This is a genomic window from Nonomuraea sp. NPDC049028, assembly GCF_043197735.1.
Taxonomy (GTDB): domain Bacteria; phylum Actinomycetota; class Actinomycetes; order Streptosporangiales; family Streptosporangiaceae; genus Nonomuraea.
Window position 1 is genome coordinate 1 of sequence record NZ_JBICTR010000011.1, and the last position, 24,447, is coordinate 24,447.

The 24,447-nt window shown below is 67.9% G+C and carries 20 protein-coding genes and 5 pseudogenes; 10 read left to right on the top strand and 15 right to left on the bottom strand.

The genetic code is table 11. The features are described 5' to 3' along the window. Window positions 1-426 precede the first annotated feature (426 nt). Window positions 427-678: pseudogene (locus tag ACGFJ2_RS38980) on the top strand (IS701 family transposase); the annotation flags it as partial. A 25-nt stretch (window positions 679-703) separates the two neighbouring features. Continuing rightward, window positions 704-1,723, top strand: a pseudogene (locus tag ACGFJ2_RS38985) (transposase); the annotation flags it as partial. Here the strand turns inward: ACGFJ2_RS38985 and ACGFJ2_RS38990 are convergent. The 5 genes from ACGFJ2_RS38990 to ACGFJ2_RS39010 all read right to left on the bottom strand — a co-directional run bounded on the left by ACGFJ2_RS38990 (window position 1,720) and on the right by ACGFJ2_RS39010 (window position 6,940). Next, a complete protein-coding gene (locus ACGFJ2_RS38990) occupies window positions 1,720-3,711 on the bottom strand; it encodes a Tn3 family transposase (protein ID WP_393477162.1) in 1,992 nt (663 codons plus the stop codon). The pseudogene ACGFJ2_RS38985 and the gene ACGFJ2_RS38990 overlap by 4 nt on opposite strands. Next, window positions 3,708-4,118: a DUF4158 domain-containing protein gene (locus ACGFJ2_RS38995; RefSeq protein WP_393477165.1), complete on the bottom strand. Its 411-nt coding sequence runs from the start codon at window positions 4,116-4,118 to the stop codon at window positions 3,708-3,710. The genes ACGFJ2_RS38990 and ACGFJ2_RS38995 overlap by 4 nt, the downstream gene beginning before the upstream one ends. A 186-nt stretch (window positions 4,119-4,304) precedes the next feature. Next, entirely contained in the window at window positions 4,305-5,018 is a 714-nt protein-coding gene (locus tag ACGFJ2_RS39000; RefSeq protein ID WP_393477168.1) for an IS110 family transposase, read from the bottom strand. A 287-nt stretch (window positions 5,019-5,305) separates the two neighbouring features. Continuing rightward, entirely contained in the window at window positions 5,306-5,875 is a 570-nt protein-coding gene (locus tag ACGFJ2_RS39005) for a recombinase family protein (protein WP_393477172.1), read from the bottom strand. Window positions 5,876-6,109: 234 nt separating this feature from the next. Continuing rightward, entirely contained in the window at window positions 6,110-6,940 is an 831-nt protein-coding gene (locus ACGFJ2_RS39010) for a helix-turn-helix transcriptional regulator (protein WP_393477175.1), read from the bottom strand. Between the two features lie 116 nt (window positions 6,941-7,056). Between ACGFJ2_RS39010 and ACGFJ2_RS39015 the strand changes: the two genes are divergently transcribed. Further along, a complete protein-coding gene (locus ACGFJ2_RS39015) occupies window positions 7,057-8,079 on the top strand; it encodes an NAD(P)-dependent alcohol dehydrogenase (RefSeq protein WP_393477178.1) in 1,023 nt (340 codons plus the stop codon). Window positions 8,080-8,404: 325 nt separating this feature from the next. On the opposite strand, the gene ACGFJ2_RS39020 is transcribed toward ACGFJ2_RS39015, so the two are convergent. Beyond that, on the bottom strand, window positions 8,405-9,394 hold the full coding sequence (locus tag ACGFJ2_RS39020) for a hypothetical protein (RefSeq protein WP_393477181.1): 990 nt from the start codon (window positions 9,392-9,394) through the stop codon (window positions 8,405-8,407). Between the two features lie 233 nt (window positions 9,395-9,627). Here ACGFJ2_RS39020 and ACGFJ2_RS39025 point away from each other — a divergent pair, with 233 nt between their 5' ends. From ACGFJ2_RS39025 to ACGFJ2_RS39035, 3 genes are all read left to right on the top strand, one after another. Beyond that, complete coding sequence (locus ACGFJ2_RS39025) at window positions 9,628-10,041, top strand: hypothetical protein (RefSeq protein WP_393477184.1); 414 nt, start codon at window positions 9,628-9,630, stop codon at window positions 10,039-10,041. A 175-nt stretch (window positions 10,042-10,216) separates the two neighbouring features. Then, window positions 10,217-10,438, top strand: coding sequence for a hypothetical protein (locus ACGFJ2_RS39030; protein ID WP_393477187.1), 222 nt, complete (start codon window positions 10,217-10,219; stop codon window positions 10,436-10,438). A gap of 145 nt (window positions 10,439-10,583) precedes the next feature. Next, window positions 10,584-11,603 (top strand): recombinase family protein, encoded by a 1,020-nt coding sequence (locus tag ACGFJ2_RS39035; RefSeq protein WP_393477190.1) that lies wholly within the window; start codon window positions 10,584-10,586, stop codon window positions 11,601-11,603. A 506-nt stretch (window positions 11,604-12,109) separates the two neighbouring features. Here ACGFJ2_RS39035 and ACGFJ2_RS39040 read toward each other — a convergent pair. The 5 genes and pseudogenes from ACGFJ2_RS39040 to ACGFJ2_RS39060 all read right to left on the bottom strand — a co-directional run. Continuing rightward, window positions 12,110-12,475: pseudogene (locus ACGFJ2_RS39040) on the bottom strand (transposase); the annotation flags it as partial. 275 nt (window positions 12,476-12,750) lie between these two features. Further along, window positions 12,751-13,557 (bottom strand): NmrA family NAD(P)-binding protein, encoded by an 807-nt coding sequence (locus tag ACGFJ2_RS39045; RefSeq protein WP_393477193.1) that lies wholly within the window; start codon window positions 13,555-13,557, stop codon window positions 12,751-12,753. Between the two features lie 77 nt (window positions 13,558-13,634). Further along, window positions 13,635-13,793: pseudogene (locus tag ACGFJ2_RS39050) on the bottom strand (IS30 family transposase); the annotation flags it as partial. A gap of 86 nt (window positions 13,794-13,879) precedes the next feature. After that, window positions 13,880-14,815, bottom strand: coding sequence for a tyrosine-type recombinase/integrase (locus ACGFJ2_RS39055; RefSeq protein ID WP_393477196.1), 936 nt, complete (start codon window positions 14,813-14,815; stop codon window positions 13,880-13,882). A 326-nt stretch (window positions 14,816-15,141) separates the two neighbouring features. After that, the gene (locus ACGFJ2_RS39060) at window positions 15,142-15,783 is read right to left on the bottom strand and encodes a TetR/AcrR family transcriptional regulator (protein ID WP_357955414.1); all 642 of its coding nucleotides are present in this window, start codon (window positions 15,781-15,783) and stop codon (window positions 15,142-15,144) included. A gap of 92 nt (window positions 15,784-15,875) precedes the next feature. On the opposite strand from ACGFJ2_RS39060, the gene ACGFJ2_RS39065 reads away from it, so the two are divergent. Both ACGFJ2_RS39065 and ACGFJ2_RS39070 read left to right on the top strand, forming a co-directional pair. Beyond that, complete coding sequence (locus ACGFJ2_RS39065; RefSeq protein ID WP_225302423.1) at window positions 15,876-16,109, top strand: hypothetical protein; 234 nt, start codon at window positions 15,876-15,878, stop codon at window positions 16,107-16,109. Further along, window positions 16,106-17,734: a carboxylesterase/lipase family protein gene (locus tag ACGFJ2_RS39070; protein WP_393477199.1), complete on the top strand. Its 1,629-nt coding sequence runs from the start codon at window positions 16,106-16,108 to the stop codon at window positions 17,732-17,734. The genes ACGFJ2_RS39065 and ACGFJ2_RS39070 overlap by 4 nt, the downstream gene beginning before the upstream one ends. 54 nt (window positions 17,735-17,788) lie before the next feature. On the opposite strand, the pseudogene ACGFJ2_RS39075 reads toward ACGFJ2_RS39070, so the two are convergent. The 3 genes and pseudogenes from ACGFJ2_RS39075 to ACGFJ2_RS39085 form a co-directional block, all read right to left on the bottom strand. Further along, window positions 17,789-20,647: pseudogene (locus tag ACGFJ2_RS39075) on the bottom strand (Tn3 family transposase); the annotation flags it as partial. Between the two features lie 223 nt (window positions 20,648-20,870). Next, window positions 20,871-21,260, bottom strand: a complete 390-nt coding sequence (locus tag ACGFJ2_RS39080) for a type II toxin-antitoxin system VapC family toxin (protein WP_393477202.1) — start codon at window positions 21,258-21,260, stop codon at window positions 20,871-20,873. A gap of 35 nt (window positions 21,261-21,295) precedes the next feature. After that, a complete protein-coding gene (locus ACGFJ2_RS39085; protein ID WP_358179923.1) occupies window positions 21,296-21,547 on the bottom strand; it encodes a hypothetical protein in 252 nt (83 codons plus the stop codon). 163 nt (window positions 21,548-21,710) lie between these two features. On the opposite strand from ACGFJ2_RS39085, the gene ACGFJ2_RS39090 reads away from it, so the two are divergent. Then, window positions 21,711-22,583, top strand: a complete 873-nt coding sequence (locus ACGFJ2_RS39090) for a M55 family metallopeptidase (RefSeq protein WP_393477204.1) — start codon at window positions 21,711-21,713, stop codon at window positions 22,581-22,583. 23 nt (window positions 22,584-22,606) lie between these two features. Here the strand turns inward: ACGFJ2_RS39090 and ACGFJ2_RS39095 are convergent, their stop codons facing one another. After that, a complete protein-coding gene (locus ACGFJ2_RS39095; protein ID WP_358179917.1) occupies window positions 22,607-23,125 on the bottom strand; it encodes a TetR family transcriptional regulator in 519 nt (172 codons plus the stop codon). 55 nt (window positions 23,126-23,180) lie between these two features. On the opposite strand from ACGFJ2_RS39095, the gene ACGFJ2_RS39100 reads away from it, so the two are divergent. Continuing rightward, window positions 23,181-24,269: an FAD-dependent monooxygenase gene (locus ACGFJ2_RS39100; RefSeq protein ID WP_393477208.1), complete on the top strand. Its 1,089-nt coding sequence runs from the start codon at window positions 23,181-23,183 to the stop codon at window positions 24,267-24,269. The last annotated feature ends 178 nt before the right edge of the window (window positions 24,270-24,447 follow it).

A 24,447-nucleotide genomic window follows, 5' to 3' on the forward strand; every position in this document is an offset into this window, starting at 1 on the left:
GTGGCGGCTTTCGCTTCTCGGACCATCCTTTACCCGCAGGGGAATTGAACCTTCGTTACCTCCGGTCTACCCCAAGGGGACCGCTACGGGGTTTCTCTGTTCCGCACATGCGAGATGCGTCTGGGGTGGATGCCCTCTCTGACCCGGAAGCCGCGGTGACCTACTCCGGCCTTGGCAGCCAGCCAAGAGTCGCGCTGGGGTTCTCACCCGGTAGCTCCTAGTACGGCAGCCGCCATTCGCTATGTGAGCTGGGATGATACGCCGTTGATCGATGCGGTCTTGTGACGGCGATCCAGCACAACGAGAGCAGCCGCTCGTGATCATGTCTGTGTGACGAGAACAAAATCGAGAGCGGCTGCCGCGCTCATCGTAGAGGCCGCGCGGGTACGGCGAAACTCCGAGGACCTGACGACCGCGCTGGCTCCGATGTTCGCCCGGATCGAACCACGGCTGCAAGCCGTCAAGTACGTCCGAGCCCTGATGTCCGACCTGCCCAAACGCAACGGCTGGACGATCGCTGAGTGGGCAGGCGACCACAGCCCCGACGCTACCCAGCGCCTGCTCAACCGCGCCAGCTGGGACACCGCGGGCGCGATGAGCATCGTGCGGCGCTTCGCCGTCACTCGTCTGGACGCCGCGGCCCCGCCAGCCGCCTTGAGGGTGGGCGCGCTGGACGAGACCGGCCAGGAGAAAAAAGGCACCGCCACCGCCGGGGTCAAGCGGCCAGTACATGGGCTGCGCGGGCGGCATCGACAACGGCATCAACACGGTCCACCTCGCCTACGTCCGCGCCGACGCCGGGCACGCGCTGATCGCCGCGCGGCAATGGATCTCCGCCGAGCAAATCAGCGACCCGGTCACGGCGATCACCACCGCGCTGCCGCTGCAGCTGACCTTCGCCACCAAAGGCGAACTGGCCATCGACCTGCTGCGCGATGCCTTCCATGATGGCGTGCGCCTGGACTTCGTGGCCGGCGACGAGGTCTACGGCGCATGCACGAAACTGCGCGCCTTCCTACACGCGCACGCCCAGGCCTACGTGCTGCGCATCCGCTCCACCTTCATCCTCACCCTCGGCGTCGGCACCTGCCTGACCTGCGAACAAGTGGTGACCAGGCACCTGAAGCAGAAACGCAAGTGGACCATCCGCTCGGCCGCGGACGGCTCCAAGGGCGAGCGCACCTACGCATGGGCCTGGATCGCCACCGCCAGCCCGACCCACTTTCTGCTGATCCGCAAGCACCGCACAACCGGTGAGCTGGCCTTCCACTACTGCTTCGTGCCCGAAGGTCAGCCCGCAACCATGGCCCGCCTGATATCGGCCGCCGGGCTGAGATGGCCGGTGGAGGAGACTTTCGAGTTGGGAAAGGATCTGTTCGGCCTGGATCAGTCCCAGGTCCGCCTCTATGAGGCGATCCTGCGCCACACCGTGCTCGTCATGGCAGCCCTGGCTATCTGCGCGGTCACCGCCGCAACGGCCCGGTGCCGCACCGACACCCAAGCCCCACCACCCATCAGCCCCGACCAACAGCCGCCTGCCGAGCCCGGCATGATTCCGCTGACGGTCGCCGAGATCAAGCGCCTGTTCAACGCCGCCACCGCGCACAGCCTGTCGTTGGAACACACCGTGCACTGGTCAGCCTGGCGCCGCCGCCACCAAGCACGCGCCCGATGGTTCCACCGCCGCGCCCGCCTGACCACCGCATACAAGCAGCTCAGCTAACGAATGGCGGCTGCCGTACTAGACCGCCTCGACTGCTCCCACTGAGGCGGGTGATCTTTACGAGTCCTCGTCAAGGGTTCACTTGTGTTCATCCGTCCAGACTTTCCTCTGACCCGTGCCGATCCAGCGGTCGTTTCGGCCTTCGGTCTGTTGGCCAGGCTTCGCACCGAGGGATTACTCCCTCCGCACGCTGGCTGAGGAATCGACCAATTGGTCACAGGTCGAAAATGTCGATAGCTCCTTTCTGACATTTGCTCGAATTGTGCGGCTTTCAGGTCGCACTGCCAGTAGATCATGACGCCGTAACCGCCGTAGCGGGCATGGAACTCGGTCATCAGATTGGAGTCCCAGGAGGCGAACCGTTTGGAGTCTGAGGCGGTGCTGGTCGCCTCACCCCACCACGCAGGATCGCGGGCCTCCAGGGTGGCGTTGACCACCGCGACGATCGCCGCGCGCAGGTTCTGGCGGGTGACGTAGGTCGCGCGCACGTGCCGCAGCGCGGCCTCGTCCTGGCCGTGGTCGCCGGTCGCGGCCATCTGCCGGATCCCCATGTTCGTGCCAAGCGCGAAGAGCACGAGCAGCAGCCGGCGGTTCAGCGTCTGACGGTCTAGGACCTCGCGGGTGGCCACCGAGGTGAAGGCGTCGGTGAAGTCGGTGAGGAAGGCGGTGTCCTTGAGGATGTCGAGCAGGTCGATGGTGCCCCACCGGCGCTGGACCTCGGCCTTCAGCTTGCCGAGGTTCTTCGGCTCGGGCAGCTTGTCGAGCTTGGGGACGCTCACCCACGGTTTGCCGGCCCGGGTGATGATCCGCACCCCGCCGGTACTGCCGGCGGTCAGGCCGGTGTTCAGCTTGTCCAGGGCGGCCCGCATCCGCGTCTTCAGGCCGGTGATGAACTCCGTGGCATCCAGCGGTTTGGCCAGCGCCGCGTAGTGCACGTCCCGATTGTCCTCGAAGTCGCCGGGCAGGTCCTCATCGGGATCGCGCCATCGGCCGGCACCCTCGACGTAGATTTCGCGGCGGCGCAGCGCGTCCTTCAGCGCGATCAGCACGCATAGCTCGTACGGGATGCGCTCCACCCGGCCGCTGCCAGCATCGACGACGCCGTCCAGCCACGCCTTGGGCACCACGCCGTCGATCGGCACCGTCTCGGCTGCGGCGTAGTGCCGCTGGTCGGAATCGACGCCCGCGTAATGGGCCAGCAGTTCGATCGCGTCCATCACCGGCCGGTAGGCGGTGTTGTGGCACTTGAACTCCAGCGCGGCCAGCAGCGGCGCCAGCATCCGCCGGTAGTAGTGCGAGTAGGAACCCCGCAGCTGGTAGCGGATCCGCTCGGCGACCACGCGCTCAGTGGCTATCAGCTCCTGGGCCAGTGCCCGCAGCGTCTTCTCCCCGCCCGGCACCGCGGGAAAGACCACCTGCCGAACCGTCTCATCGGGCTTGCTCAGCGCGGCGTTGACCATCTTGGTGAAGATGCCGCGCTTGCCGGGCACCGCGGCGAGCTGCCCGATCAGCTCCTTTTCCACCCGCCGCTCGGCGCGGGCATTGATCCGGTGGATCAACCCGATCAACAGCTCCACCAGCCCGTCCACGAGCTCGGCCTGGCGCGTCCAGCACAGCGCCGCCAGCAGCGTGTAGCGCACCGGCGGCGGGCAGGCCGCGAAGTCGGAGGGATACATCCGCATCGCCCGGCCTCGCCACGCCGCCACGATCTGATCGGAGGTCTCGTTGAACACCGCCTCACCCAGCCCCAGGGAGCGCGCCGTCGCCAGTTTCCCAATCTCCGTGAGCAGGGTGTCCAGCCCCAGCGGCCCGGGGTCGGACTTCAGCTCGGCCAGCACGTGCGGCCGTCCAAGCAGTTTCTCAAGGCGAGCGCACACGATCGGCCCGAGCCGCGCCATCGCCTGCTCGGCGAAAACCTCCTCAAAGCGGCGGCCTGCGGAGTTCACGACCCGTTCCACCTGGCCGCTGGTCGGCGGTTCGATGCTCATACTCCGGCGCCGCTCCCGCACCGCCTCGGCCAGGCGATCACGATTCGTCTCGATCGGGCACACCTTGTCGGCCAGTCACTGGGCCAGCCGCTCCTCATCGTCCTCGGTCGCCGGGCGGTGCCAAAGCGCTTGCGGATCTGCGCCCGGTGGCGCTCGATGGTCCGGCTCCGCCAGGAGTACTTCGCCAGCAGCTCCGTCTCGACCTTCACCAGCGACGCCACGTACTCCACCGCGGCCGCCGGGATCTCTTCGGGATAGGCGGGAAACCGTCCCTCGATCTCGTAAAACTTCAAGATCAACGCGAACCCGAGCCTGCCGGCCCCCGCCTTTTCGCCGACCAGGTCCCAATCCCCCTCGACCAGCGTCCACGCGCTGATCAGCTCATCCTGTTCCCAGTCGATACGCACGACGGAGTTCCCTCCCCGATCCATGCTCTAGACGGCCCGATCACAGTCGTGGGAGCCGAGGGGTTACCGGAAGGTATGCACTACTTGAGATCGCTACGTACTGGAACCGATATCTCACTGTCCGCATATCGCCCGATTAGTTCGCAGGGCCGGTCAGGGTGGCGGCTCGCCGTAGCTACAGGAGGTTCAGGCCGTCACGGCTGCTGGCTGCCCCAGGTGCTCGGTGCGCAGCGCCGCCTGGATCGCGGCGGCCTTGTCGGCAATGCCCCGGCGGCGAGCTCGTTTGAGCGCGGCGGTGATCTGGCCGATGGTCAGCTTGGCCGCCGACGCGGGATCAGGGGCCTTGGCCAGCAACTCCAGGGTGTCGGTTGCGGCCAGGTCCTCGAACGCCTCCAGGGCTGCGGGGAAGTAGTCGCGCAGCGCGTGCCGCAACCGCTGAGCATGGCGGGTCCGTTCCCAGATCAGTGTCTTGTGCGCCCGTGTCACCACCTTGATCGCCTCGGCTTCGGCGCTATCGCCGGCCACCGGACGCAGCTGGTGGGAGTCGGTGCGGACCATGTCGGCCAGCATGTGCGCATCGGCCGCGTCGCTTTTGGCGCCCGATACGCTCAGGCGTTCCCGATACCGTGCCGCCTGCAGCGGATTGACCGCCAGCACCGTGTATCCGGCCGCCAGCAGCGCCTGCACCCACGGGCCGCGGTCGGTTTCGATCCCCACCAGCACTTCGACGTCGGCGGCCTCCACGTCCTGACCAACCTGCTCAGCGATCATCGCGTGCAGTTTGGTCATCCCGGCTATTCCCTCGGGCAGGCGGGCCTTGGCCAGCCTGCGCCCCGAGGCGTCCATCAGCTCGACGTCGTGATGCTGTTCGGCCCAGTCATCTCCCACGAACAGGCGCAACGCTTCTCCCGTTTTCCGATGCCGATCGATTTCAACAGCCTGCGGGAGAACCGTCAGCGAACTAATCAAGCAGTGCTCACACCCCTACGGATGGGCACGACATCCCAGCGGCGATCAACTCTCCCGGCCGACCAGTGGGGGCACGATCTTTGGGCGGGACTCAAGGTCCAGTAGCTATGAGTGCTCACCCACCGGCGGCTGTCCAGGCCCGAGTCTGCCGGAGCGGCTGGACTCGTTAAGAGTGATTAGTAACGCTGTGTACTCGAGCCGGTGGATCGGCGGAATGGCTACGGTTGCTGTTCCCTGGCGTCGGCCAGGGTTTTGTGCACGACGCCGACCGAGACTTTGACTCCGGCGGCGATGATGCGGATGGATTCCCCGCGTCGGCGGCGGTCGAGGATCGCGGCGCGTTTGTCGTCGTCGACCACGGGGCGGCGGCCTCCGACCTTGCCTTGCTTTCGGGCGGTCTCCAGTCCGTTCTTGGTCTTGCGGACGATGTCGCGGCGGCGGTCCTCGGCTAGGGCGAGGGCCAGGTCGAGGATGAAGGAGCGTTCGGTGTGCTCGCCGACGGCGATGCCCTCCAGGACCTTGACGCCGATGCCTTGCTGGAACAGGTCGTTGAGGACGATCAGTCCTTCCAGGAGGTTGCGGCCGAGCCGGTCGACTTCCTGGACGGTCAGCAGGTCGCCTTCGCGGATGTAGGACAACGCGGTGAGGAGGTCGGGCCGGTCCGCGGTGGTGAGCTTGCCGCTGGCCTTCTCCTCGATGACCTTCAGGCAGATCGGATCGAGAGCGTCGTGCTGCCGCTGGGTCTTCTGCTTGTCGGTGCTGACCCGGACCAGGCCGATGAGCGCCATCGTGAAGCACGCCTCCGTTCATCAAACGTCTCGTTCGAGGTATCCGAACGGTAGCAGAGAACAGGCGAAGATGAACGGCAAAATGAACATCGAAATCGGACACGGCGCCCGCAGGCCCTGGTTCGTCCGAGTGCCCTAGTTGCGTTCATCAAACGCGTTAGATGAACGCACCGGTCGCCGGCTGGAAGAAGTGCAGCGGGGTCTGCTGCGAATAACTGAGGCCCATGTCCTTGGTCAGACCCACAGCAGTCGCAGCGCGGCCTGGGACGGGCTTCCCTCTACGGCGCTGTAGATGAGCAGGCGATGGTCGGGCTCGTCGGCCAGCAGTAGTGTCTCCAGGTCCAGATCGAGTTCGCCGATCTCGGGATGCCGCAGGTGACGAGGGCCGGAGGCGTGTTCGGCGACCGGATGTGCGGACCACAGCGCGGCGAACTCCTCGCTCTTCATGGCCAGCTCGCCGATCAGCGCGGCCAACTCGGGGTCGTCGGGATGTCGGCTGACGGTGAGTCTCAGCGATGCGACGGCACATGATGCCGAGGTGGCCCAGCGCGGGTAGAGGTCACGGTGGTGCGGATCCGGGAACAGCATCCTGGTCAGGTTGGGGCGCTGCTCGACGTGATCGGGTGCGTCCCGGTCGAGGTGCCCTGCCAGGAGCCGATGCCCCGGGGAGTTCCACGCCAGCACCTCGGTGCGCAGCCCGATCACGACGACGGGCCACTCCAGGGAGTCGATGAGCTGTCGGGTGCCCCGTCGCACCGTCGCTGGTACGGCGATGCGCGGGCGTGCCGTACTGGGCCTGGCGAGATTGTGCAGGTAGGTGCGCTCATCGTCGCTGAGCTCCAGCGCTCGGGCCAGCGCCTCGATGACCGATTCCGACGCCTGGTGACTCTGGCCCTGCTCCAGCCGCGTGTAGTAGGTAACGCTCACCCCCGCGAGCTGGGCCAGTTCCTCACGGCGCAGCCCCGGCACCCGGCGCTCACCGTAGGAGGCGATGCCCACGTCCTGCGGCTTGAGCCTGCCGCGCCGGATGCGTAGGAACTCCCCGAGCGTGGTGGTGTCTGCCATGTCTCCAGTGTGCCGCGCGGGCCACCCCGCTGCCTGACCCTGGCTGTGCCAGGCAGCTGCTGACCAGCCACGCCAGGGTCTGGAGGCGGCCGCGGACGGTGGCGAGTCTGGAGGCCATGAAGCAATGGACGATGAAGACGACCGGCCGTGCCAACCTGGAACTCATCGAGGGCCCCATTCCGGATCCCGCGCCCGGAGAGATTCTGGTCAAGGTGTCGTCGGTCGCGCTCAACTACCGCGACAGGCTCGCCATCGACGAGGGGCTGACTATGGCCTTCCCCGACAACGGCCTGTTCGTGCCCGGCTCCGACATGGCGGGCGAGGTCGTGGCCGTGGGGACGGGAGTAGACCGCTTCGCGCCCGGGGATCGCGTCATCTCCGCCTGCCTGCCAGGCTGGGTCGACGGGGCGGGCCCGGGCAATGCCCGGATGGGGGGACCGGAGGCTCTCGGGAGCGGTCACTACCCCGGGGTCTTGTCCGAGTATGTTGCCCTCGATCAGGAGTGGGCCGTGCGGGCACCGGCCAGGCTCAGCGACGTCGAGGCGAGCACGCTGCCGATGGCCGCCCTGTCGGCCTGGACCGCCCTGGTCGAGCAGGGCCGGGTACATGCGGGCCAGACGGTGGTCGTCCTGGGCACCGGTGGGGTCGCCCTGTTCGGCCTGCAGATCGCCGCGGCCCACGGCGCCGAGGTCATCGTGGTCTCCGGCGACGACGCCAAACTCGCCCGAGCCGAGGATCTAGGTGCCGCCCATCTGATCAACAGGGCGACCCAGGACTGGGTCAAGGCTGTCTACGAAGCAACCCGCGACCGTGGGGCCGACCACATCCTGGAGACCATCGGTGCGCACCACCTCGCCCGCTCGATCGAGGCGGCAGCGGTCGGCGGCCACATCTCGCTCATCGGCATTCTCCAGAGGTATGAGATCTCCGGCCATGTCGCTCACCTGGCCCGCAAGAAGCTACGCATCGACGGCCTGCAGGTCGGTCACCGGCGAGCGCTGGAGGATCTCGTCCGCGCGGTCGACCGCATCGCCCTGCACCCGGTGATCGCGGCCGAGTACGCCCTGCAGGACCTCCCCTCCGCCCTCGCCCACCTCGAACGCGGCGCCTTCGGCAAGGTCGTGATCACCACCACCTGACTCCCACCAGCCTCTGTACATCTGCTTGAACCCGGCTCTGCACTGGTAGCCGTACGCCGACACCGCTCATATTCCTCGCGGGTGGGCTCCTCGCCGCCCAGTCACAGATCAACGGACGCCTGGCAACTGGCCTCCCCGGAGCAATGCTTGAGATCTGTGGATCATCGGGAAGGGGTGTACCTTCCCGATGATCATGTGAATCCACAAGCATGACCGAAGTTGGCGGAAGGGACACGTGCTGACCTGTGGCACGACACCCTGGCCTGGACGGTTTCGAGTGAAGTTGTTCAGGTCTCATTGCCAATGATGGGCTCGAATGTCCAGATTAGTTGGATCCGCCTACCGGGACCGAGAGGCTCTGCCGGCTCATCGCGGAACGCCTCACCGCGTACAGGTAGGAGACCATGGCGCCGCCGGCGAGCGCGGTGAGCAAGGGGACGTGCCAGAAGGGCCGGATCTCGGCCGCCACCCCCGGGTACGGCCCGACTGGCCCCAGCGGGCCCGCAACTGCGAGAACCGTGAGCCCCAGCATGTTGAACGGGGTCACCATAGCCGTAAGCACCCGCAATCGCGCGCTGCCACGGCGTGCCGCCACGCCCATGGCAACAATCGCGGCGCTCATGACCGCCATGGTGATCGCGACAGCGGGGAGTAGGCTCCACGCGTCCCGTACCAGGCCCTCCGGCATGCCGCCCCAGGCCACTTCGTCCGGAGTCGCAGGACGTGCCGTGACCGAGGTGAACCAGATATCGAACGAGCACACCGCGAGGTAGGCGGCATACCAGACCGGCTGCAGGAGCAGCAGACGGGCCGCGTGCGGCGAGGGCGGGACCTCCAGACCGCGGGCCAGTCGCAGCACGCCCCAGATCTGTGCGATCGCCGCCGCTGCCAGGACCGCGGTGAGCGTGGGAGGGCTCCAGTCGAGGTTGAACTCCTCGGGGCTGACCTCACGGCCTGTGTAGGCATCGGGTTCGAGCCACATCAGGTGGTGCGCCGGATTGGCGTCGCCCACGAGATACAGGCCGAGCAGGTAGGGCGGCGTGAGCAGGCCCGCCACGAGCAGCACGCGGGCGGTGGGCCGAGCCGCGGCCAGGCGCCAGAAGGCGAACGTCGCTAGCGTGAAGAACACGCAGGCGAATGCGATAGGTCCCGCCACGATCTCCGTGACGATGTTCAGGAATTCGGTGTCGTCCTCGCCCGGGAGGAACACGGTCGGAACAGTGACGAACCGCATCTGCCCGTAGCCGATCAGGTAGATGGCGACGACAGCCGCTCCGAAGACTGGAGTGAGCCTGAGCAACCTATTTCCCGCCATCGCCCCATGATCGGCCACTCCTCGTGAAGCCGCCATAAGGGCGGCGGGAACCGGCAGCCGAAGGCAGAATCCGACGACTCAACCTGAGCACCGACACGAGCACCGACAACAACATTCGGACACCGACAGCTTCATATGCAACCGACAGCCCTGCTCTCAACGGCATCGCCGCGTCCGCGCTGCCGACGGAGCAAGATAGTGCTTTGGGTTCCCCAAACGCTGAGGAGGCGGACGTGACGGATGCTGAGAAGCTGCCACCGGCACGCCGCCGGCGGCCCCGGGAACGCGGCCAGGGACAGCGCGGCAAACGCGTCAACCTCCGCCTGTCCGACGCCGAGCACGCGACGCTGGAGACGGCCGCCGCGCGGCACGGGAAGCGGATCGCGGCCGGCCCGCACGCCACCCGGGACGCCAAGAAGGCCGCCGCCGCCGCGCGCAAGCAGGCCGCCACCTACCGAGCCAAGGACGCCCACACCAAGTCGATCGCCGACACCCAGACCCCGGACCAGCACGCCTCCGAGCACGAGCGGCGCTGGCCCAAGGAAATCTACGGCCCGTACCGGACCTTCCCCGACCTGGCCACCGCCCGCGACTGGTGTGCCCACTGCCACGTCTGGATTGGCCCTGGTGAGAAGCCGTCCCAATAACGGTCGTTAGATGGACGGCCGTGTAGGCGCCCATGGAGTCGTCCTGGGACTCCGGACGCCAGTGTTTCCGCAGGAACGCCCGTCCCGAAACTCGTCCCAGAAACTTCCGGGGGTGCTTGTGTTTCGGGACGGTTTTCGGGACATTGTGAGTAAGCCCACTGAGGAGAGGCCGCTCATGAAGATCAACCAGATCCGCGACATCGCCCGTTACAACGACGACGGCGGCAAGGTCGAGAGCTGGGACGTCATCACCGACGACGGCCCCGCGACCATCCAGGCCACGCTCGCCGCCGCGGTGCAGATCGAAGGCATTGGCGTCCCGATCGAGATCACCCCCACGCCGGAGTTCCTGGCGACCCTGCGCAAGTGGCAGGCGGCGGGCATCGGCACCGACTGACCTGGCCGGCGGCGGGCGACCCACCACCAGGGGCACCCGCCGCCTCACCTTGCCGGATGTCCGAAGTCCTCTGCACTTTCCGAAGTCCTCTGCACGGATGTCCGAACTCGCGTGCACGGGCGTCCTGATCTTTGAACGGAGCATCATGACCGAGACGGCGGAGCGCCGGGGGCTGGCGAACGCGATCCGCGTCGGCTACGCCCGGATCTCCACCCGCGCCCAGGACCACGCGGCGCAGCTGGAGTTGCTGGGCGGCGCCGACTGCCGCGAGATCGTTGAGGAGACCATCTCGACCCGCCGCGCCGAGCGGCCCAAGCTCACCGCGACCATGGCCAGCATGAAGCCGGGCGACACGCTGGTCATCACCAAGCCCGACCGGGTGGCCCGCAGCGTCAAGGAGCTGCTGGTCTTCCTGGAAGACCAGCTCGCGCCGCGCGGCATCAACCTGCACATCCTGACCGGCATCTGCGCCGGCATCCACCGCCCGAACGGCCAGACGATGGGGGACAAGATGCTGTTCCTGGTCGCGGCGATGGCCGCCGAGATGGAGCGCGACCTCATCCAGGAGCGCACCTTGGACGGCCTGGCCGCCGCCCGCGCCGCCGGCCGTACGGGCGGCCGCCCGGTCGCGGTGACCGAGGATGTGCTCGCCGCCGCCCGAGCCCGCCGCGAGCGCGGCCAGTCGGTCACGCAGATCGCTCGCGAGCTCCGCGTCGGCCGCTCGACCCTGTACCGGGCGCTGGAAGAGGACGACTCGCCCGGCGCGGCCGCCGACACCACCGCGGCGGCTGCCGTCGACCGGCCCGCCGCCCCGGCAACGAGCTCGCCGAGCTCGGCGAGCGGCTCGGCTCCCGAGCCTGCCGAGGGCACGCGGCCGTGGACGTCCGAGGCCGACCCGACCCGGCGGCCGCGCTGGTACACCGACGCCGAGCTCGACGCCGTCCAGGTCGTGGCGACCGGCCGCGGTGACGGCGTCTACCACGTCATCATCGCCGGTGAGCTGCTGGGCACTGTCGGCCCAGCCCGCCATGGATGGAAGGCCCGCCGCCGTAGCGGCACCGAGGTCACGCGCACCCCGGGCATGCGGCGAACCCGCAACCAAGCCGTCGTGGAACTGGTCGCCGACACCGAGTTCTCCTGGAAGATCCACCACGACGCACTGTGACGATCGAACCGAAGGATGCGAGCTTGAGCCTCATAGGGCGAGACCAGCCGCGCGCTGCTCGGGGGAAGGTCTTTGGGGTGCCGCCAGCGCACCACGTCATCGACGGTGTGGAACTGCTGCACCCACACCTGCCGCAGCCTCTGCACCATGGGGATCAGGCGCAGCCACGCCGGCGCCGAAGCGTCATGGACCGCCTTGAGTAGAGCGATGCCGTCGGCACCGAAAACCTCGGCCTGTTCGATGCGCGCGGGCAGCGCCTTGGGCAGCCGGAAATCCTCGATCCGGCGGTCATACCGGTCATGCCAGTCAGGGTCGGCCACGCTGGTCAGCCAGTCGGGCGCAGCCGCGGCCAGCGCGTTGAGCGCGGCCCGCAGCGTCTCGCCGGCCAACTCCAGCCGGTTGAGGTCACGGATAGCCGCCAGCACGTGGGTGGAATCGGTCCGGGCACGCCCTGCGGTCTTGAGCAGTCCGGCTTCCGCCGCCCGCTCCAGCACGGTGTCCAGGATCTGCTGTTCGCAGTTCCCGGCCACCAGTCGGGTCCGGAACTCGCTCAGCACCGAGAAGTCGAAGCCCGGATCGGCCAAGTCGAGGCCGAGAGCGTACTTCCAATCGATGCGCGCCCGTACCGCCTCAGCGGCCTGCCGGTCAGGCAAGCCCTCGCTGAACTGCATCACCAACACCATTGCCAGGCGCCCCGGCGACAGCGCGGGCTGCCCCCGCGATGGGAACAGGTCCTCGAACTGCTCGTCTTCGTAGATGACTCCGAGGGCGTCGCGGATCCGGATGGCCGGACTTCCGCCCGGGAAAGCCGCTCGCGCTACCCGAGCGGTTTCCTCAGGCACCTGAGAGTAGGAGCGGGGCCGCAGAGACATGGGAAGACTCCGATCTCGCGGCCCCAGGTACCCTCTAGCCTGCTACGGAGTCCATTGATCAACAACCGGAATGCCCACTCAATACAGAAACGGCCCATGATCACTTCTGGTGCTTTCTAGGGGTCGTCGCAACACGGTGATCAGTCGCTGGCGGCAGTCAGCATAGCGAGCACCTGGGTTTCCGCGTTACCTCATGTTTCGGGGAACGCGGAAACCCATAGCTCTGAACCAGGCAGACGGCCAGCGTGTCTAGCCGACAGGCATGTCATCCCGGCCTAAAAGCGTTCTGTGTGCTCGGCCACCCACTGAGTGAACGTGCGCGCCGGACGGCCGGTCACCCGTTCGACAGTGTCGTCCACGGTCGTGGAGGAATCGCTGGGTGCGGCATACCAGCCGACGACATACTCGGCGTCCGCGGGGGACACACCGGTGGTCATCAGCCTGTCGATGGCCTGTTCGTGCGTGATCGGCTCGAAAGTGATGTCGCGGCGGGTCGCCCGGGACAGGATCGCGATCCGTTCCCTCGGAGTCAGCGATTCCGGTCCGGTGAGGTTGTAGGAACGCCCCGCATGGCCATCGTCGAGCAGCGCAACGGCTGCCACGGCCGCGATGTCGGCCTCATGCACCAGCGCACTGGGAAAGTCGTACGGCTCCCGGACCACCCCGTCTGCTCGAATCGATTCGGCCCAGGTCAACGTGTTGGACATGAACTCTTGTGCTTCCAGACGTGTCCATTCCACGCCCGAGTCCACCACGGCCTGCTCGACCGGGCCCACCCAACCGCCCCACAGCACGGTGATGCGCCGAACCCCTGCGGCGACTGCCCGCTGGACCAACTCGTGACCGACCTCGGCGAGCCCCGCCGTCACCGTGATATGCAACCGGCTGACGTCATCAAGTGCGGCGTCCAACGTGCCCGGTTCATTGTGCGTGCCGGCCACCAGCTCCACCTCGGCCGGAAACCTTCCCGCAGTCGCAGCCGGATTCCGCGTCAGTGCCCGGACACGCTCTCCTCGGCGGACCAGCTCTGCCACAACGTGCCGGCCGGTGTTCCCCGTCGCACCCGTCACCAATGTCGTCACAGTCGAGCTCCTTTCGTCACCGACGACCCTAGAAACTCAACCGCGCTTGAGGTCAACAAGCCCACCCGACTCCTAGGTCAGGCACACGCCGCCAGGAGTTCCGCGAGGCGTTCGGCCGGGGTGTCCCAAGCGAGCGTCTTGCGAGGCCTGGAGTTCAGCTCAGCGGCCACGGCGTCGAGCTGGTCGCGGGTGTGGACGGACAGATCGGTGCCCTTGGGGAAGTACTGGCGGAGTACGGGGGTGAGGAACCGGCGGACAGCCGTTGGCGCTGAGAAGGATCTTGGTCGCAGCGAGTGAGGTCGCTCTTGGTCGTGAAGGTTCTTCAGCGCGTTGCCCGGTCGCGGCGTCGGCGGGCGGCGCGGATCTCGGCGTCGGCGACCTTATCGTCGAGCAACGCGTACAGCTGGGTGGTTTCGGTGGAGGCGTGGCCGAGGCGGCGGCGGACGGCCTCGATGGACACCCCGGCGTTGATGAGTTCGGTGGCGTGGGCGTGGCGCAGCTGGTGGATGTCGATCTCGACGCGTGCGGCGGTGCAGTAGCCCTGCCAGCGGTGGTGGGCGGCGTCGTAGGACAGGGGCCCGCCGTAGCCGTTGATGGAGGCGCGAAACAGCGGCCCGGCGGTGTAGTCGGCGCGGGCTAGGTAGAACTTGAGCAGGGCGACGTAGCCGCGGTCGTCCAACAGGACGGTGCGCACGCTGCCGCCTTTGCCGTGGATGCGGACGTGTTCGTCGTCCATACGCAGGTCGAGGTCTTCGACGTACAGGCCGCACACTTCGGCGGCGCGGGCGCCGCAGACGTAGGCGGTCTCGAACAGCGCCCGGTCGCGCAGCCGGTCCAGTGGCAGGTCTTTTCGCGGCCGCCGCGAGCAGATCGCGGCCAGGACCTTGGCGACGTCGGCGGCCGCGGCCGGGCGGGGCAGCGTCTTGGGCACCTTGATGGTGTCGATGCGGTCCATGGGGTTGGCGTCGAGCAGGTCGTGCCTGACGGCCCAGCGGCAGAAGGAGGCGATCGCGGCCCGCTTGCGCTTGCGGGTGGCGGCCGACAACTGGCCGAGGTCGGCGAGGAAGGCCCGGATGGGCGCGGCGGTCAACTCGGCGAGCTCGCCGTCGACGTGGGCGGTGAACTGGATCAGGTCGCCGCGGTAGGCGCGGATCGTCTGGCCGGAGGCGCCGGCGTTGCGCTTGTCGGTGAGGAAGTCGTCCAGGTGCGTGGCGAGTGGATGGCCGCGGCCGAGCTGCTCGGCGATCACCTCGTTCACGCCGTCGTCCTCCATCGCCTGTGTAGTTGCCAGATAACCGGGAAACGAAGCCTGAGTGCCGGAAGCGCTCCGCCCAGCTCGCGCCTGGTCTGTGATCGCTATCTTGCCAGATAACAAAGGTTATCCCGCAATCATTGGTCTCCATCCTGCTGATTCGCACCGCAAGGCCCGCTCGCATAGAGCAACCGGCTGAGGGTCGCTGCGGACGCCGGCGGTGAAGAACATCACACGCCAAGCGTGACGGTGAACGTCTGGCGCCTCTGGAAGGCGTCTTGGCGTACGTGGTGTGACGGACGCAGCGCTGGTGCCGCGCTCGCAAGGCACCCTCAGGTGATTGCGGTCGATGAGGCCGGTCGGCTTGGCCGGGATGGCTGCATGAGCAGGCCGTCGATACGACGAGTCAGCGTGTCGTGGGCGGGCACGGTGGGGCGGTGTCCGAGCAGGGCGAGTGAGGTCAGCCCTTCGACGAGTGGCAGGAGGGTCTCGGCCTCCAGGTCGGCGTCGAGGTCGTCGCGGAACTCGCCGGTTCGCTGGCCATAGCGGATCAGCCAGACCAGCAGGTCGCGCGTTTTGGCGTGGGCCTGGCGCAGGATTTCCGCCAGGGACGGGATGGCCGTGGCGTGGGCGGTGAAGGCCGCCAGGATCCTGGCGTCGCGTCGCTGGTGCGGCTCGATCAGGGTGAGCGTACGCAGGGTGGCGGTGAGCAGGGTCACCGCCGACTCCTTGGCGGCGGAGGCGTCGATCTCCTCCTGGCCCTGCGCGGTGATGCGTTCGGTGATGTGGTGCAGTGCGAAGGCGAGCATCTCGTCCTTGGTGGCGAAGCATCGCTGCACTGCTCCCATGGACACCCCAGCCTGCTGCGCCACGTCCCGGAGGGTCGCGCCTTCGGGGCCGTGCCGGTCGATCAGGTCGCAGACCGCTTCGGCGATGTGGCGGCGTCGCGTCTCGTAGTCGACCTGCTTGGGCATGGGGTTCCTTCCGACAGCATTTCGATGCGGTTGCATCGTATCAACTTTTCCGGTTTATTTGATGCGTACGCATCGGAACAAGGGAGGACGCCATGAGTCGTTCGCAAACACGCAACCGCACAGCCGATAAGGCGCTGTGGCTGGCCGGAGCTCTGTTCACCGTGCAGGGGTTCGGCTCGGCGATCACCGAGGCGCAGTGGGACACCAGCTTCGGAATCGCCGGCATCCTGCGCGCCGTCGGCGTCCCCGGCTGGGCCGATCTCGCCCTGGGCACCCTCGGAGCCGCGTTCCTGCTCATCGCGACGTATCGGGCGGTGCGCCGATGAGACCCCGAGGAACGGCGCGCAGGACGGCGCGCGTGCGGCTGGTCACGGCGGTGGCCGGTCTGTCCGTCGTCGCGGCCTGCGCGAGCGCCACCGGCCCCGCATCGAGCTCGCGCCAGTCTGTCGCGCACACCTCGTCCGGCGCCGTCACCGGCGCTCACATCGGCCGGGACGTGCAGCGGTTCAACGCCATCCCCTATGCCGCGCCACCGACCGGAACGCTGCGCTGGCAGCCGCCCCAGCCCGTCCAAGCGTGGAAAGGCGTCAAGGACGGCACCCGCACGGCCCCGCGCTGCCCGCAGAACGCCAATCCCGCCGACTCCAACCCGGCCAGCACCACCGAGGACTGCCTGTACCTGAACGTCACCGCCCCCCGGACCGTGCCCGCCGGACAACGGCTGCCTGTGATGGTCTGGCTGCACGGCGGCGGCTTCACCCAGGGCGCCGGCGGCGACTACGACACCCAGCGGCTGGCGAAGGCGGGCGTGGTCGTCGTGACCGTCAACTACCGGCTGGGCATCTTCGGCTTCCTTGGCCACCCCGCCCTGCCCGGCTCGGGCGCATTCGGCCTGCTCGACCAGCAGGCCGCGCTGCGCTGGATACGGCACAACGCGGCGGCCTTCGGCGGCGACCCGCGCAACATCACCCTGCTCGGCGAGTCCGCGGGCGCGTTCAGCACCTGCGCCCAGCTGACATCCCCCACGGCGGCGGGGCTGTTCGACAAGGCGATCATCCAAAGCGGCACATGCTCGATGCGCCAGATGGGCATCGACCCCGCCGGCGGCGACACCGTGTGGCCATCACGGCAGTCCGGCGAACAGATCGCCGCAGCCGCCGCCGAACAGATCGGATGCACCGACGCCGCCCAGACGATGGCCTGCCTGCGCCAGGCCCCGGTCCCGGCCCTGCTCGCCGCGCAGCAGAAGATGCCCGCCACCTGGGCGCCCTCGTACGGAAGCGACACGCTGCCGCTCGACCCGCGCCGGGCGGTGGCCGAGGGACGCCTCCACCCGGTGCCGCTCATGGCCGGCACCACCGCGCACGAGGCCCGATACTTCGTGGCCATGTACTTCGACGGTCCCGGCCAGCCTCTGACCCGGCAGACCTATCAGCAGTTCCTGCGCACCGCCTTCGGCACCGACGCCCGGCGGGTCGCGGCCAGGTATCCCCTCAGCGCACACGGCTCCCCCTCCCTGGCATGGGCCGCCATCGCCACCGACCGCGGCTGGACCTGCCCCACCCAGGCGGGCAACCGCCTGCTCGCCCGCAAGACCCCCGTCTACCAATACGAATTCGCCGACGATCCCGCCCCCAGACCATCCGGGTTTCCCATCCCCGCCGCCTTCCCTCTGGGTGCCTACCACGGCGGAGAACTGCCCTACCTCTTCGACGGCCCCGGCGCCGCCACCGCCCAGCCCCTCTCGACAAGCCAACGCCGGCTGGCCGACCAGATGATCGCCTACTGGACCCGCTTCGCCGCCACCGGCAATCCCAACGACCCGAGCCTGCCCCAATGGAAGCCCCTGACCAGCAAGAGCGCGAACCGCGTCCGCTCCCTTTCCTCGGCCCGAAGCAATGGCGACGGCTCCACCGAACACCACTGCCGCTTTTGGGACACACGCAAGTGAAACAGCTCCAGCCCATGAGCTGAGCCGTCATTCAGACGGCCATCGGTCAGCGGTTCAGACACCGTCATCGTCCACGACAGCGGCACTGGCGGCACCGACCTCGGGCAGCGCCGCCGCGCCGAGCGGCCGCAGGCCCTTGTCCGGGGCCGAGGAAGCAATCGCGTAGCGGCCCAGGCAGTTGAGGTGGGCGTGGCCCAGCGGGGACAACCGTGCCACGAACTCGTCCTTGACCGGCACACCCTGGGCGCGCAACTGGTCCACGATCGCCGACAGATACCGTGAGTTCCACAACACGACGGCATTGACGACAAGTCCAAGAGCCGCGAGTTGATCCTCCTGGCCTTCCCGATATGCCTGTCGGATCCGGCCCGAGTTGCCGTGGCAGATCTTGCGGGCCAGGCGGTGCCGGGACTCCTGGACCGACAACTGCTTACCCAGGCTCCGACGGTAGCTGGAATCCATCGGGTCCAGCATGCTCAGCAGGTGCATCGTCTTGTCGATACGGCCGTACTCGGCGAACGCCTGCCCCAGCGGCGTCGGAGAACCCTGGCGGGCGAACATGCGCAGCAGATCGTAGGCGCGCACCTGGTTGGTCACCAGCGATCCGGCGACGCGGAGCATGTCCGGCCACTGGGCGATCACCTTCTTGGTGTTCAGCTTGTTCCGGGCGATCGCCTCCAGCACCCCGTATGCGCTGGTGGTGCCGTCGGGCAGCTCGGCGCGCCAGAACCGCTGGTCGCCCAGGTCGGCGAAGCGGGGCGCGAACCGGTAGCCGAGCATGGAGAAGATCCCGAACACCATGTCGCTGTCGCTGGCCTGGTCCGTCGTGACCAGCTCGGGTTTCGGCCCGGCGTCCAGGTTGATCAGGCAGTCCAGGATGTAGAGCGAATCGCGGGGAGTGCCCGGCACCACCATCTGCCCGATCCCCACCACCTGATCATTTACTGCGTTGAGCCAGGTGATACCGCGCTTGTAGCCGTAGTACTTGGGTGAAGGTCCGGCGTTGATCGTCTTGACCGGGACGACGAACCGCAGCCCGTCTACCGAGGCCAGCAAGCCGCCGCCCCACGAGGCGACGATCGGCACCTTGCCCTGGTGTGCGATCAGGATCGCGTTGGCCGCGGCGTGCGTCTCGGCGCGCACGTAATTCTGATCCACGTGGGACAGCCGGCCACGGGTCAGCGCCTCTTCCCCCGCCTTGATCACAGGGGTCAGTCCGACGTTGCAGGCCTCGCTGATCAGCAGCGCCACCAGCGATGTCGGCAGGTGGTTCATGCGGGTGGAGATGTCGGCCAGGTGCACGTAGGCGTCCAGAAACCCGGTCCAGGCGTGCACCTCCAGCAGCAGTTCTGGCAGGTCGATGCGGGGCAGCATGGCCTGGCAGGCGGCCCTCAGCCACGCCAGGGACTCGCTCTCGCCGAGCGCGCCGAGTTTCTCCACCGACAGCCGGGCCCGCCCGCCCCCGGCCGGGGTTACCACCGAGACCAGCGCGTCCTCGCCCGCCTCCTCCAGCCGGGTGTCCATCTGCTTCCAGGCCGCGTCCAGGGCCAGGACTTTGCCGTTCAGGTGCTCCTGGACTGGGTCGGTGAGCGACAAGGATGCCAGCACATCCTCGGCGATCGACTCCCACCGCGCCCCGGCCAGCAGGTGCGCGCGCGGGTCGGCCCAGCGCAGCGACGGCGTGGCGAACACGTCCCTGATCGTCAGGGCCCGTAGCAGGTGCTCCAGCACGCACACCACGTACGCGTCACGATCGACCGCGCCCTGCGGCAGGTCCGGGTTGGCATACACCGCCCGCTTCCACGACGCGGTCACCAGCGCGGCGTCGATCTCCCTGGGCAACAGCGGCTTCTTGCTCACCTGCCGACGCGACAGCTCCGGCAAGCGGCGCACCGCGGCCAGCACGCGCCGCCCGCCCTGCGCCGCCGACAGTGCCTTCAACTCGCCCAGCAGCCGCAGGAACGGGCGCACCGTGTGGTACTTCTCCACCAGCGCGGCCCGCATCGCCGCCTCGGCCGCGCCGTCCTCCTCAGGGACCAGCTCCTCCACCACCTGCAGCGCCGCACGGACCTGCTCCTTGCTCACGTCGGCGATCTCGGCCACCGCGGCCCACATCGCCGCCACATCGAGGTCGGCACCCTCCTGGTCGACCAAGTCGAGCTGGTCGACCAGCACGCGGCCGGCCTTGGCCACCAGCTTGAAGGCCCGCTCCAGCCGGGGCAGCATCCGCAGCCGTTCGTCGGCGGACTTGCGGCGGGCCGGGCTGATCAACCGGGTCGCCATCAACAGCGCGAACAGATCCAAAGCGTCGTCGATCGCCTCGGCCTCTAGACTTCGCGTGACCGCCAGCAGCGTCGCCGTTCGGCGCGGCTCGACCAGCCGGTCCAGCGCCGGCGCCTTGCTGCCCGCCCCGTACTTGGCCAGGGTCTTCATCCGCCGCACCGGAACCTTCGACACCGCGACCCGGCTCAACCCGAAGGCGGCCAGGTTGTCCACCCGCTGCAGCGCCCGCACCATCTCCGTCCCTGACGTGCGCTTGGGCGCCTGCCGCAGCTTCTCCAGCTCCGAGATGCGCGATCCCTCGGGCACTACCAGCAGATCCGACAACGCGGTCGGCAGGTGCGGATCGGCACGGCGGACCTGCTTGGTCACCACCGTGTACATGCGGACATCGGCCCGTTCCCGCACGCTGCCAACCAGCCGCTCCAGCACGGTCACCCCGGGCAGCAACACCCGATGCCGCCGCAGCCACGCCACCGACTGCTCGAACAACGCCACCGGCCCCTCGGCGTGCGTCCACGCCCTGCCGTGCAGGAAAGTCCGGAACTGGCGCGTCAGCTGCCGCTCGCTCCAGCTGTTGGTGTCATCGAAGGTGTGGTAACCGTAGGCGTCCCGGATCATCCACGCGTGCTCGGTGTAGACATGGCCGACCTGCCATTCCGGGTCTGACCCACAGCTGGGAAGCGCAACGCCCCCGCGCCCGCCATGGGCGCGGGGGCGTCTGCATGCCACGGAAGCTGCGGGTGTCCCAGTGAGCTACGGATGTTCCTTCGCGCCACTGGAGGCGGTGGGATATGTGTCATCTTCCCCGGCCGGCCTGACGAGACTGTCGATCATGTTCATTCCGCTCCTGAGGCTAACCCGTCGCGCCATCAGGTCGCGCCACGGCGACCACGCTCACGAGCCGTTCCAGGCCGTCAAAGTCCTTGGGGTTCGCGGTGAACAAGGGCAACTCGTTACTGGCGGCTGTCGCGGCGATCATCAAGTCGGCGGTCCGGCTTCGTGGCTGTCGGCCCTGCGCGTACACGACAGCGCAGATCTGCCCGAACATGCGGGCGGCGTCGGCGTCGTACGGCAGTGGGTCACCAAATGCCGCTTCGGCATACTGGAGCACCGCGACCCTTCCCGCGCGCCTGACCGGATCATCCGTGGCGTATGGGCCACGCGACAGCTCGCCAAGCGTGACGGCGGTGATCGCTGACTCCGCGGGCAGTTCGGCGGGATCAAAGAGCTTGAAGGCGGCCACGATGCTGGTGTCGAGAACGCCCCGCTCATGCCGGGTCACAGGCCGGTCCCGCCGAACGGATCGCGTAGCTCGTCATCGATCATCGTGTCCAGATCAGCCCGTACCTCGTCCCAGTCAATAGCCGGGGCGGTGGCGAAAACGGCCTGCGCCTCAGCTGTGGGAACGAACCGGCGGCGCTTGATCGGCTTCACTTCGGCCAGCGGCTCGCCGTTGATCGTCAGTATGTATCGCTTTCCCTCGCGAAGGCCCCGCGTGACGCTTCCAGAGTCATTGACGAACTGGCGCACGCTCACCTCGGTCGGTCGAGGCATCGGAGCATCCATGGCTCAATTGTACCCCTACGTACCACGGCGTACTACGGATTATATGTACAGGTAACCGGGATCCAGTCGGACACGATCCACATGCCAGCCGTCCACACCCCCGAGAGACCGCAAAGCGCTAGATACCATGACGCTTCAGCCGCAGGCGTACGTGCGAACGACCTGGAAAGGCGTGATCGAGATGCGGGTGCTCGTCTCGGTGGACATGGAGGGAATCGCCGGGGTGGTCGATGGCGATGATGTCATTCCCGGCCACAGCGAATACGAGCGCAACCGCAAACTGCTCACGGCGGAGGCCAGCGCAGCCGTCCGCGGCGTCCACGCCTACGAGGCAGGCGCCCAGGTGCTGGTCACCGAGGCCCACGCGCGTTTCCGCAATCTTCTCCCCGAACTGCTGGACCGGCGTGCCGAGTTACTGCGTGGCGCGCCCAAACCCGGCGGAATGATGGCCGGACTGGCGGACACTATCGACGCGGTACTGTTCATCGGCTATCACGGCAAGGCGGGAACGCCCCGCTCGGTCATGGCTCACACCGTCTCTGGCGGAGTGATCGCCGACGTGCGCTGCAATGGCCGCTCCCTCGGCGAGATCGGCTTGAACACCGCGCTCGCGGCGCACAGCGGCGTACCGCCGGTGCTGGTGAGCGGCGATGACAGCGTGGCGGCAGAGGCGGCCGATGTTGCTCCGGGCATCCGCTCAGTGGTGGTCAAGCACGCGCTGGGCGCTCGCGCCGCCGCGCTGCTGCACCCCGACGAGGCATGCGACAGGATCGAACAGGCGATACCTGAGGCGCTGGCCGGCCGGGGGGCCGTCCGTCCGCTGCGTTTCGACGGCCCGGTGCGGTTGGAAGTACGGGTGCACCGGCCGCGGATGACCGAGCACGCGCTGCTGGTGCCGGGAATGGAGCTCGAAAACGGCTGCACGCTGCGCTACGCGGCACCGGACTTCCCGACCGCGTACCAGGTCATTGAACTCATCGCCACGCTCGGCGCCGTCTGATATCGATCCGAGCCGATGAATATTCAGAGGTTACGGAGTGATCGGAGCTCGCTGATCACATCTGCTCCGGTGGGCGCGTGATCCGGGTCCACCAGCCACTGCAGCATCAGACCGGTCAGCAACGCGAGCGGCACGGAACCGCCGAGCCCTTCGCGTCCCTGGCGTTGCCCTTTGGCGAGGTGTTCACGTACCTCTGGTGATCGCTCGGCCTGCACTACGGCCTCGAGTTGGGCCACCCACAACGCCCGATGAGTGGTGAAGCTGTCGATCAGCGTCTGCCAGCGTTCTTCCGGCTCGTCGGAGGGGGTGCGACGGGCGAGTTCGGCGCCGAGTTCGTCAACCGCCTCCACCAGGGCCTGGGTGAGCAGGGCATCTTTGGAGCCGAAGTGGTAGCCGATGGCGGCGTGACTCACTCCAGCGGCCGAGGCGATGTCCCGGACGGTCGTGCGAGCCCAGCCGCGTTCGATCAGGCATCGCTTGGCGCCGGCCAGCAGATCCTCTCGGTTTCCCATACGGCTCAGCATACCGAAGAACTTGCCCAAACGGTCTATCCATTTGGTTTGACCAAATGGGCAAGACGCGTTTACGGTCATCTCCATGACCAAGACGACGGTTCTGATCTCGGGCGCCAGCGTGGCCGGGCCCGCCCTCGCCTACTTCCTGCACCGCGACGGGTACGAGGTGACCGTGATCGAGCGCGCCCCGCACCTGCGCGACAGCGGCTACGCGGTGGACTTCCGCGGCCAGGCACTCGGCGTACTGGAGGAGATGGGCATCCTCGCCGAGGTCCGGGCGCACGACACGAAGATGCGCGGCACCACGCTGGTGAACGAGACCGGCGCCGAGGTCGGCCAACTGCCCGCGGAGGCGTTCGCCGGCGAGCTGGAGGTGCCCAAGCAGGAACTGACCCGGATCCTGCACCGCATCACCGCGGACAACGTGGCGTACGTGTTCGACGACTCCATCAGCGCGCTGACTCAGCACGAGTCCGGCGTCACGGTCGAGTTCGAACGCGGCGCCACCCGCGACTTCGACCTTGTGATCGGCGCCGACGGCGTCTACTCCAAGGTCCGACGGCTGACCTTCGGCCCGCACGCCGACGCGCTGCGGCACCTGGGCCTTTCCGGAGCCGGGTTCAGCACCCCCAACTACCTCGGGCTCGACCGCACCGGACTGCTCCAGCAGACCCCGAACACGGCGATTTACCTGTTCGGCCTCGACGCGGCGGCCCCTCTCACGGTCAGTCTTTCCTTCGCCACCACCTCCCCCGCGCTGGACCGCCGCGACCGCCAGGAACAGGAACAGGCCGTGCGGGCCGCCTTCGCCGAGCACGGCTGGGAGGCGCCCCGGCTGCTGAAGGCGATGAGCGAAGCCGACGACTTCTACTTCGGTTCCTCCTGTCAGGTCCACCTGGACCACTGGTCCCACGGCCGGGTCACGCTGGTCGGCGACGCGGGCTACTGCGCCGCGCCCACCAGCGGCATGGGCACCTCACAGGCACTGATCGGAGCATGGACGCTGGCCCGCGGCCTGGCCGAGGCGGACGGCGACCACAGGACCGCCTTCGCCGCGTACGAGGGGGAACTGCGGCCTTATGTCACGGAGAACCAGGTGAAAGGCCGGCAAGCCGCGGCAATGTTCGGAGGGCACGCCACCTCGGCGGGCTCCGAACCGCACACAACTTAAACCGCCCCCGTCTGCCGACGACTCAAGCTCTGACCGGCGGCGTCGTCCACATCAAGGACAGGCGGGGCGAACTCACGAACGCCGCTACCACGACGGTTTCACCGTCCCTGGGCCACCAGGGCCGCTACGCTGGGTGTCGGCTTGACCACGAAGAAGTTCGGTCGGAACAGGATCCTCT

Excerpts from the sequence above, each read along its gene's own strand:
- ACGFJ2_RS39020 (WP_393477181.1), bottom strand. The coding sequence starts at position 9,394 with ATGGCGGGAAATAGGTTGCTCAGGCTCACTCCAGTCTTCGGAGCGGCT.
- ACGFJ2_RS39030 (WP_393477187.1), top strand. The coding sequence starts at position 10,217 with ATGAAGATCAACCAGATCCGCGACATCGCCCGTTACAACGACGACGGC.
- ACGFJ2_RS39065 (WP_225302423.1), top strand. The coding sequence starts at position 15,876 with ATGAGTCGTTCGCAAACACGCAACCGCACAGCCGATAAGGCGCTGTGG.
- ACGFJ2_RS39010 (WP_393477175.1), bottom strand. The coding sequence starts at position 6,940 with ATGGCAGACACCACCACGCTCGGGGAGTTCCTACGCATCCGGCGCGGC.
- ACGFJ2_RS39005 (WP_393477172.1), bottom strand. The coding sequence starts at position 5,875 with ATGGCGCTCATCGGCCTGGTCCGGGTCAGCACCGACAAGCAGAAGACC.
- ACGFJ2_RS39090 (WP_393477204.1), top strand. The coding sequence starts at position 21,711 with ATGACGCTTCAGCCGCAGGCGTACGTGCGAACGACCTGGAAAGGCGTG.
- ACGFJ2_RS39100 (WP_393477208.1), top strand. The coding sequence starts at position 23,181 with ATGACCAAGACGACGGTTCTGATCTCGGGCGCCAGCGTGGCCGGGCCC.
- ACGFJ2_RS38990 (WP_393477162.1), bottom strand. The coding sequence starts at position 3,711 with ATGAGCATCGAACCGCCGACCAGCGGCCAGGTGGAACGGGTCGTGAAC.
- ACGFJ2_RS39035 (WP_393477190.1), top strand. The coding sequence starts at position 10,584 with ATGACCGAGACGGCGGAGCGCCGGGGGCTGGCGAACGCGATCCGCGTC.
- ACGFJ2_RS39070 (WP_393477199.1), top strand. The coding sequence starts at position 16,106 with ATGAGACCCCGAGGAACGGCGCGCAGGACGGCGCGCGTGCGGCTGGTC.
- ACGFJ2_RS39015 (WP_393477178.1), top strand. The coding sequence starts at position 7,057 with ATGAAGCAATGGACGATGAAGACGACCGGCCGTGCCAACCTGGAACTC.
- ACGFJ2_RS39060 (WP_357955414.1), bottom strand. The coding sequence starts at position 15,783 with ATGCCCAAGCAGGTCGACTACGAGACGCGACGCCGCCACATCGCCGAA.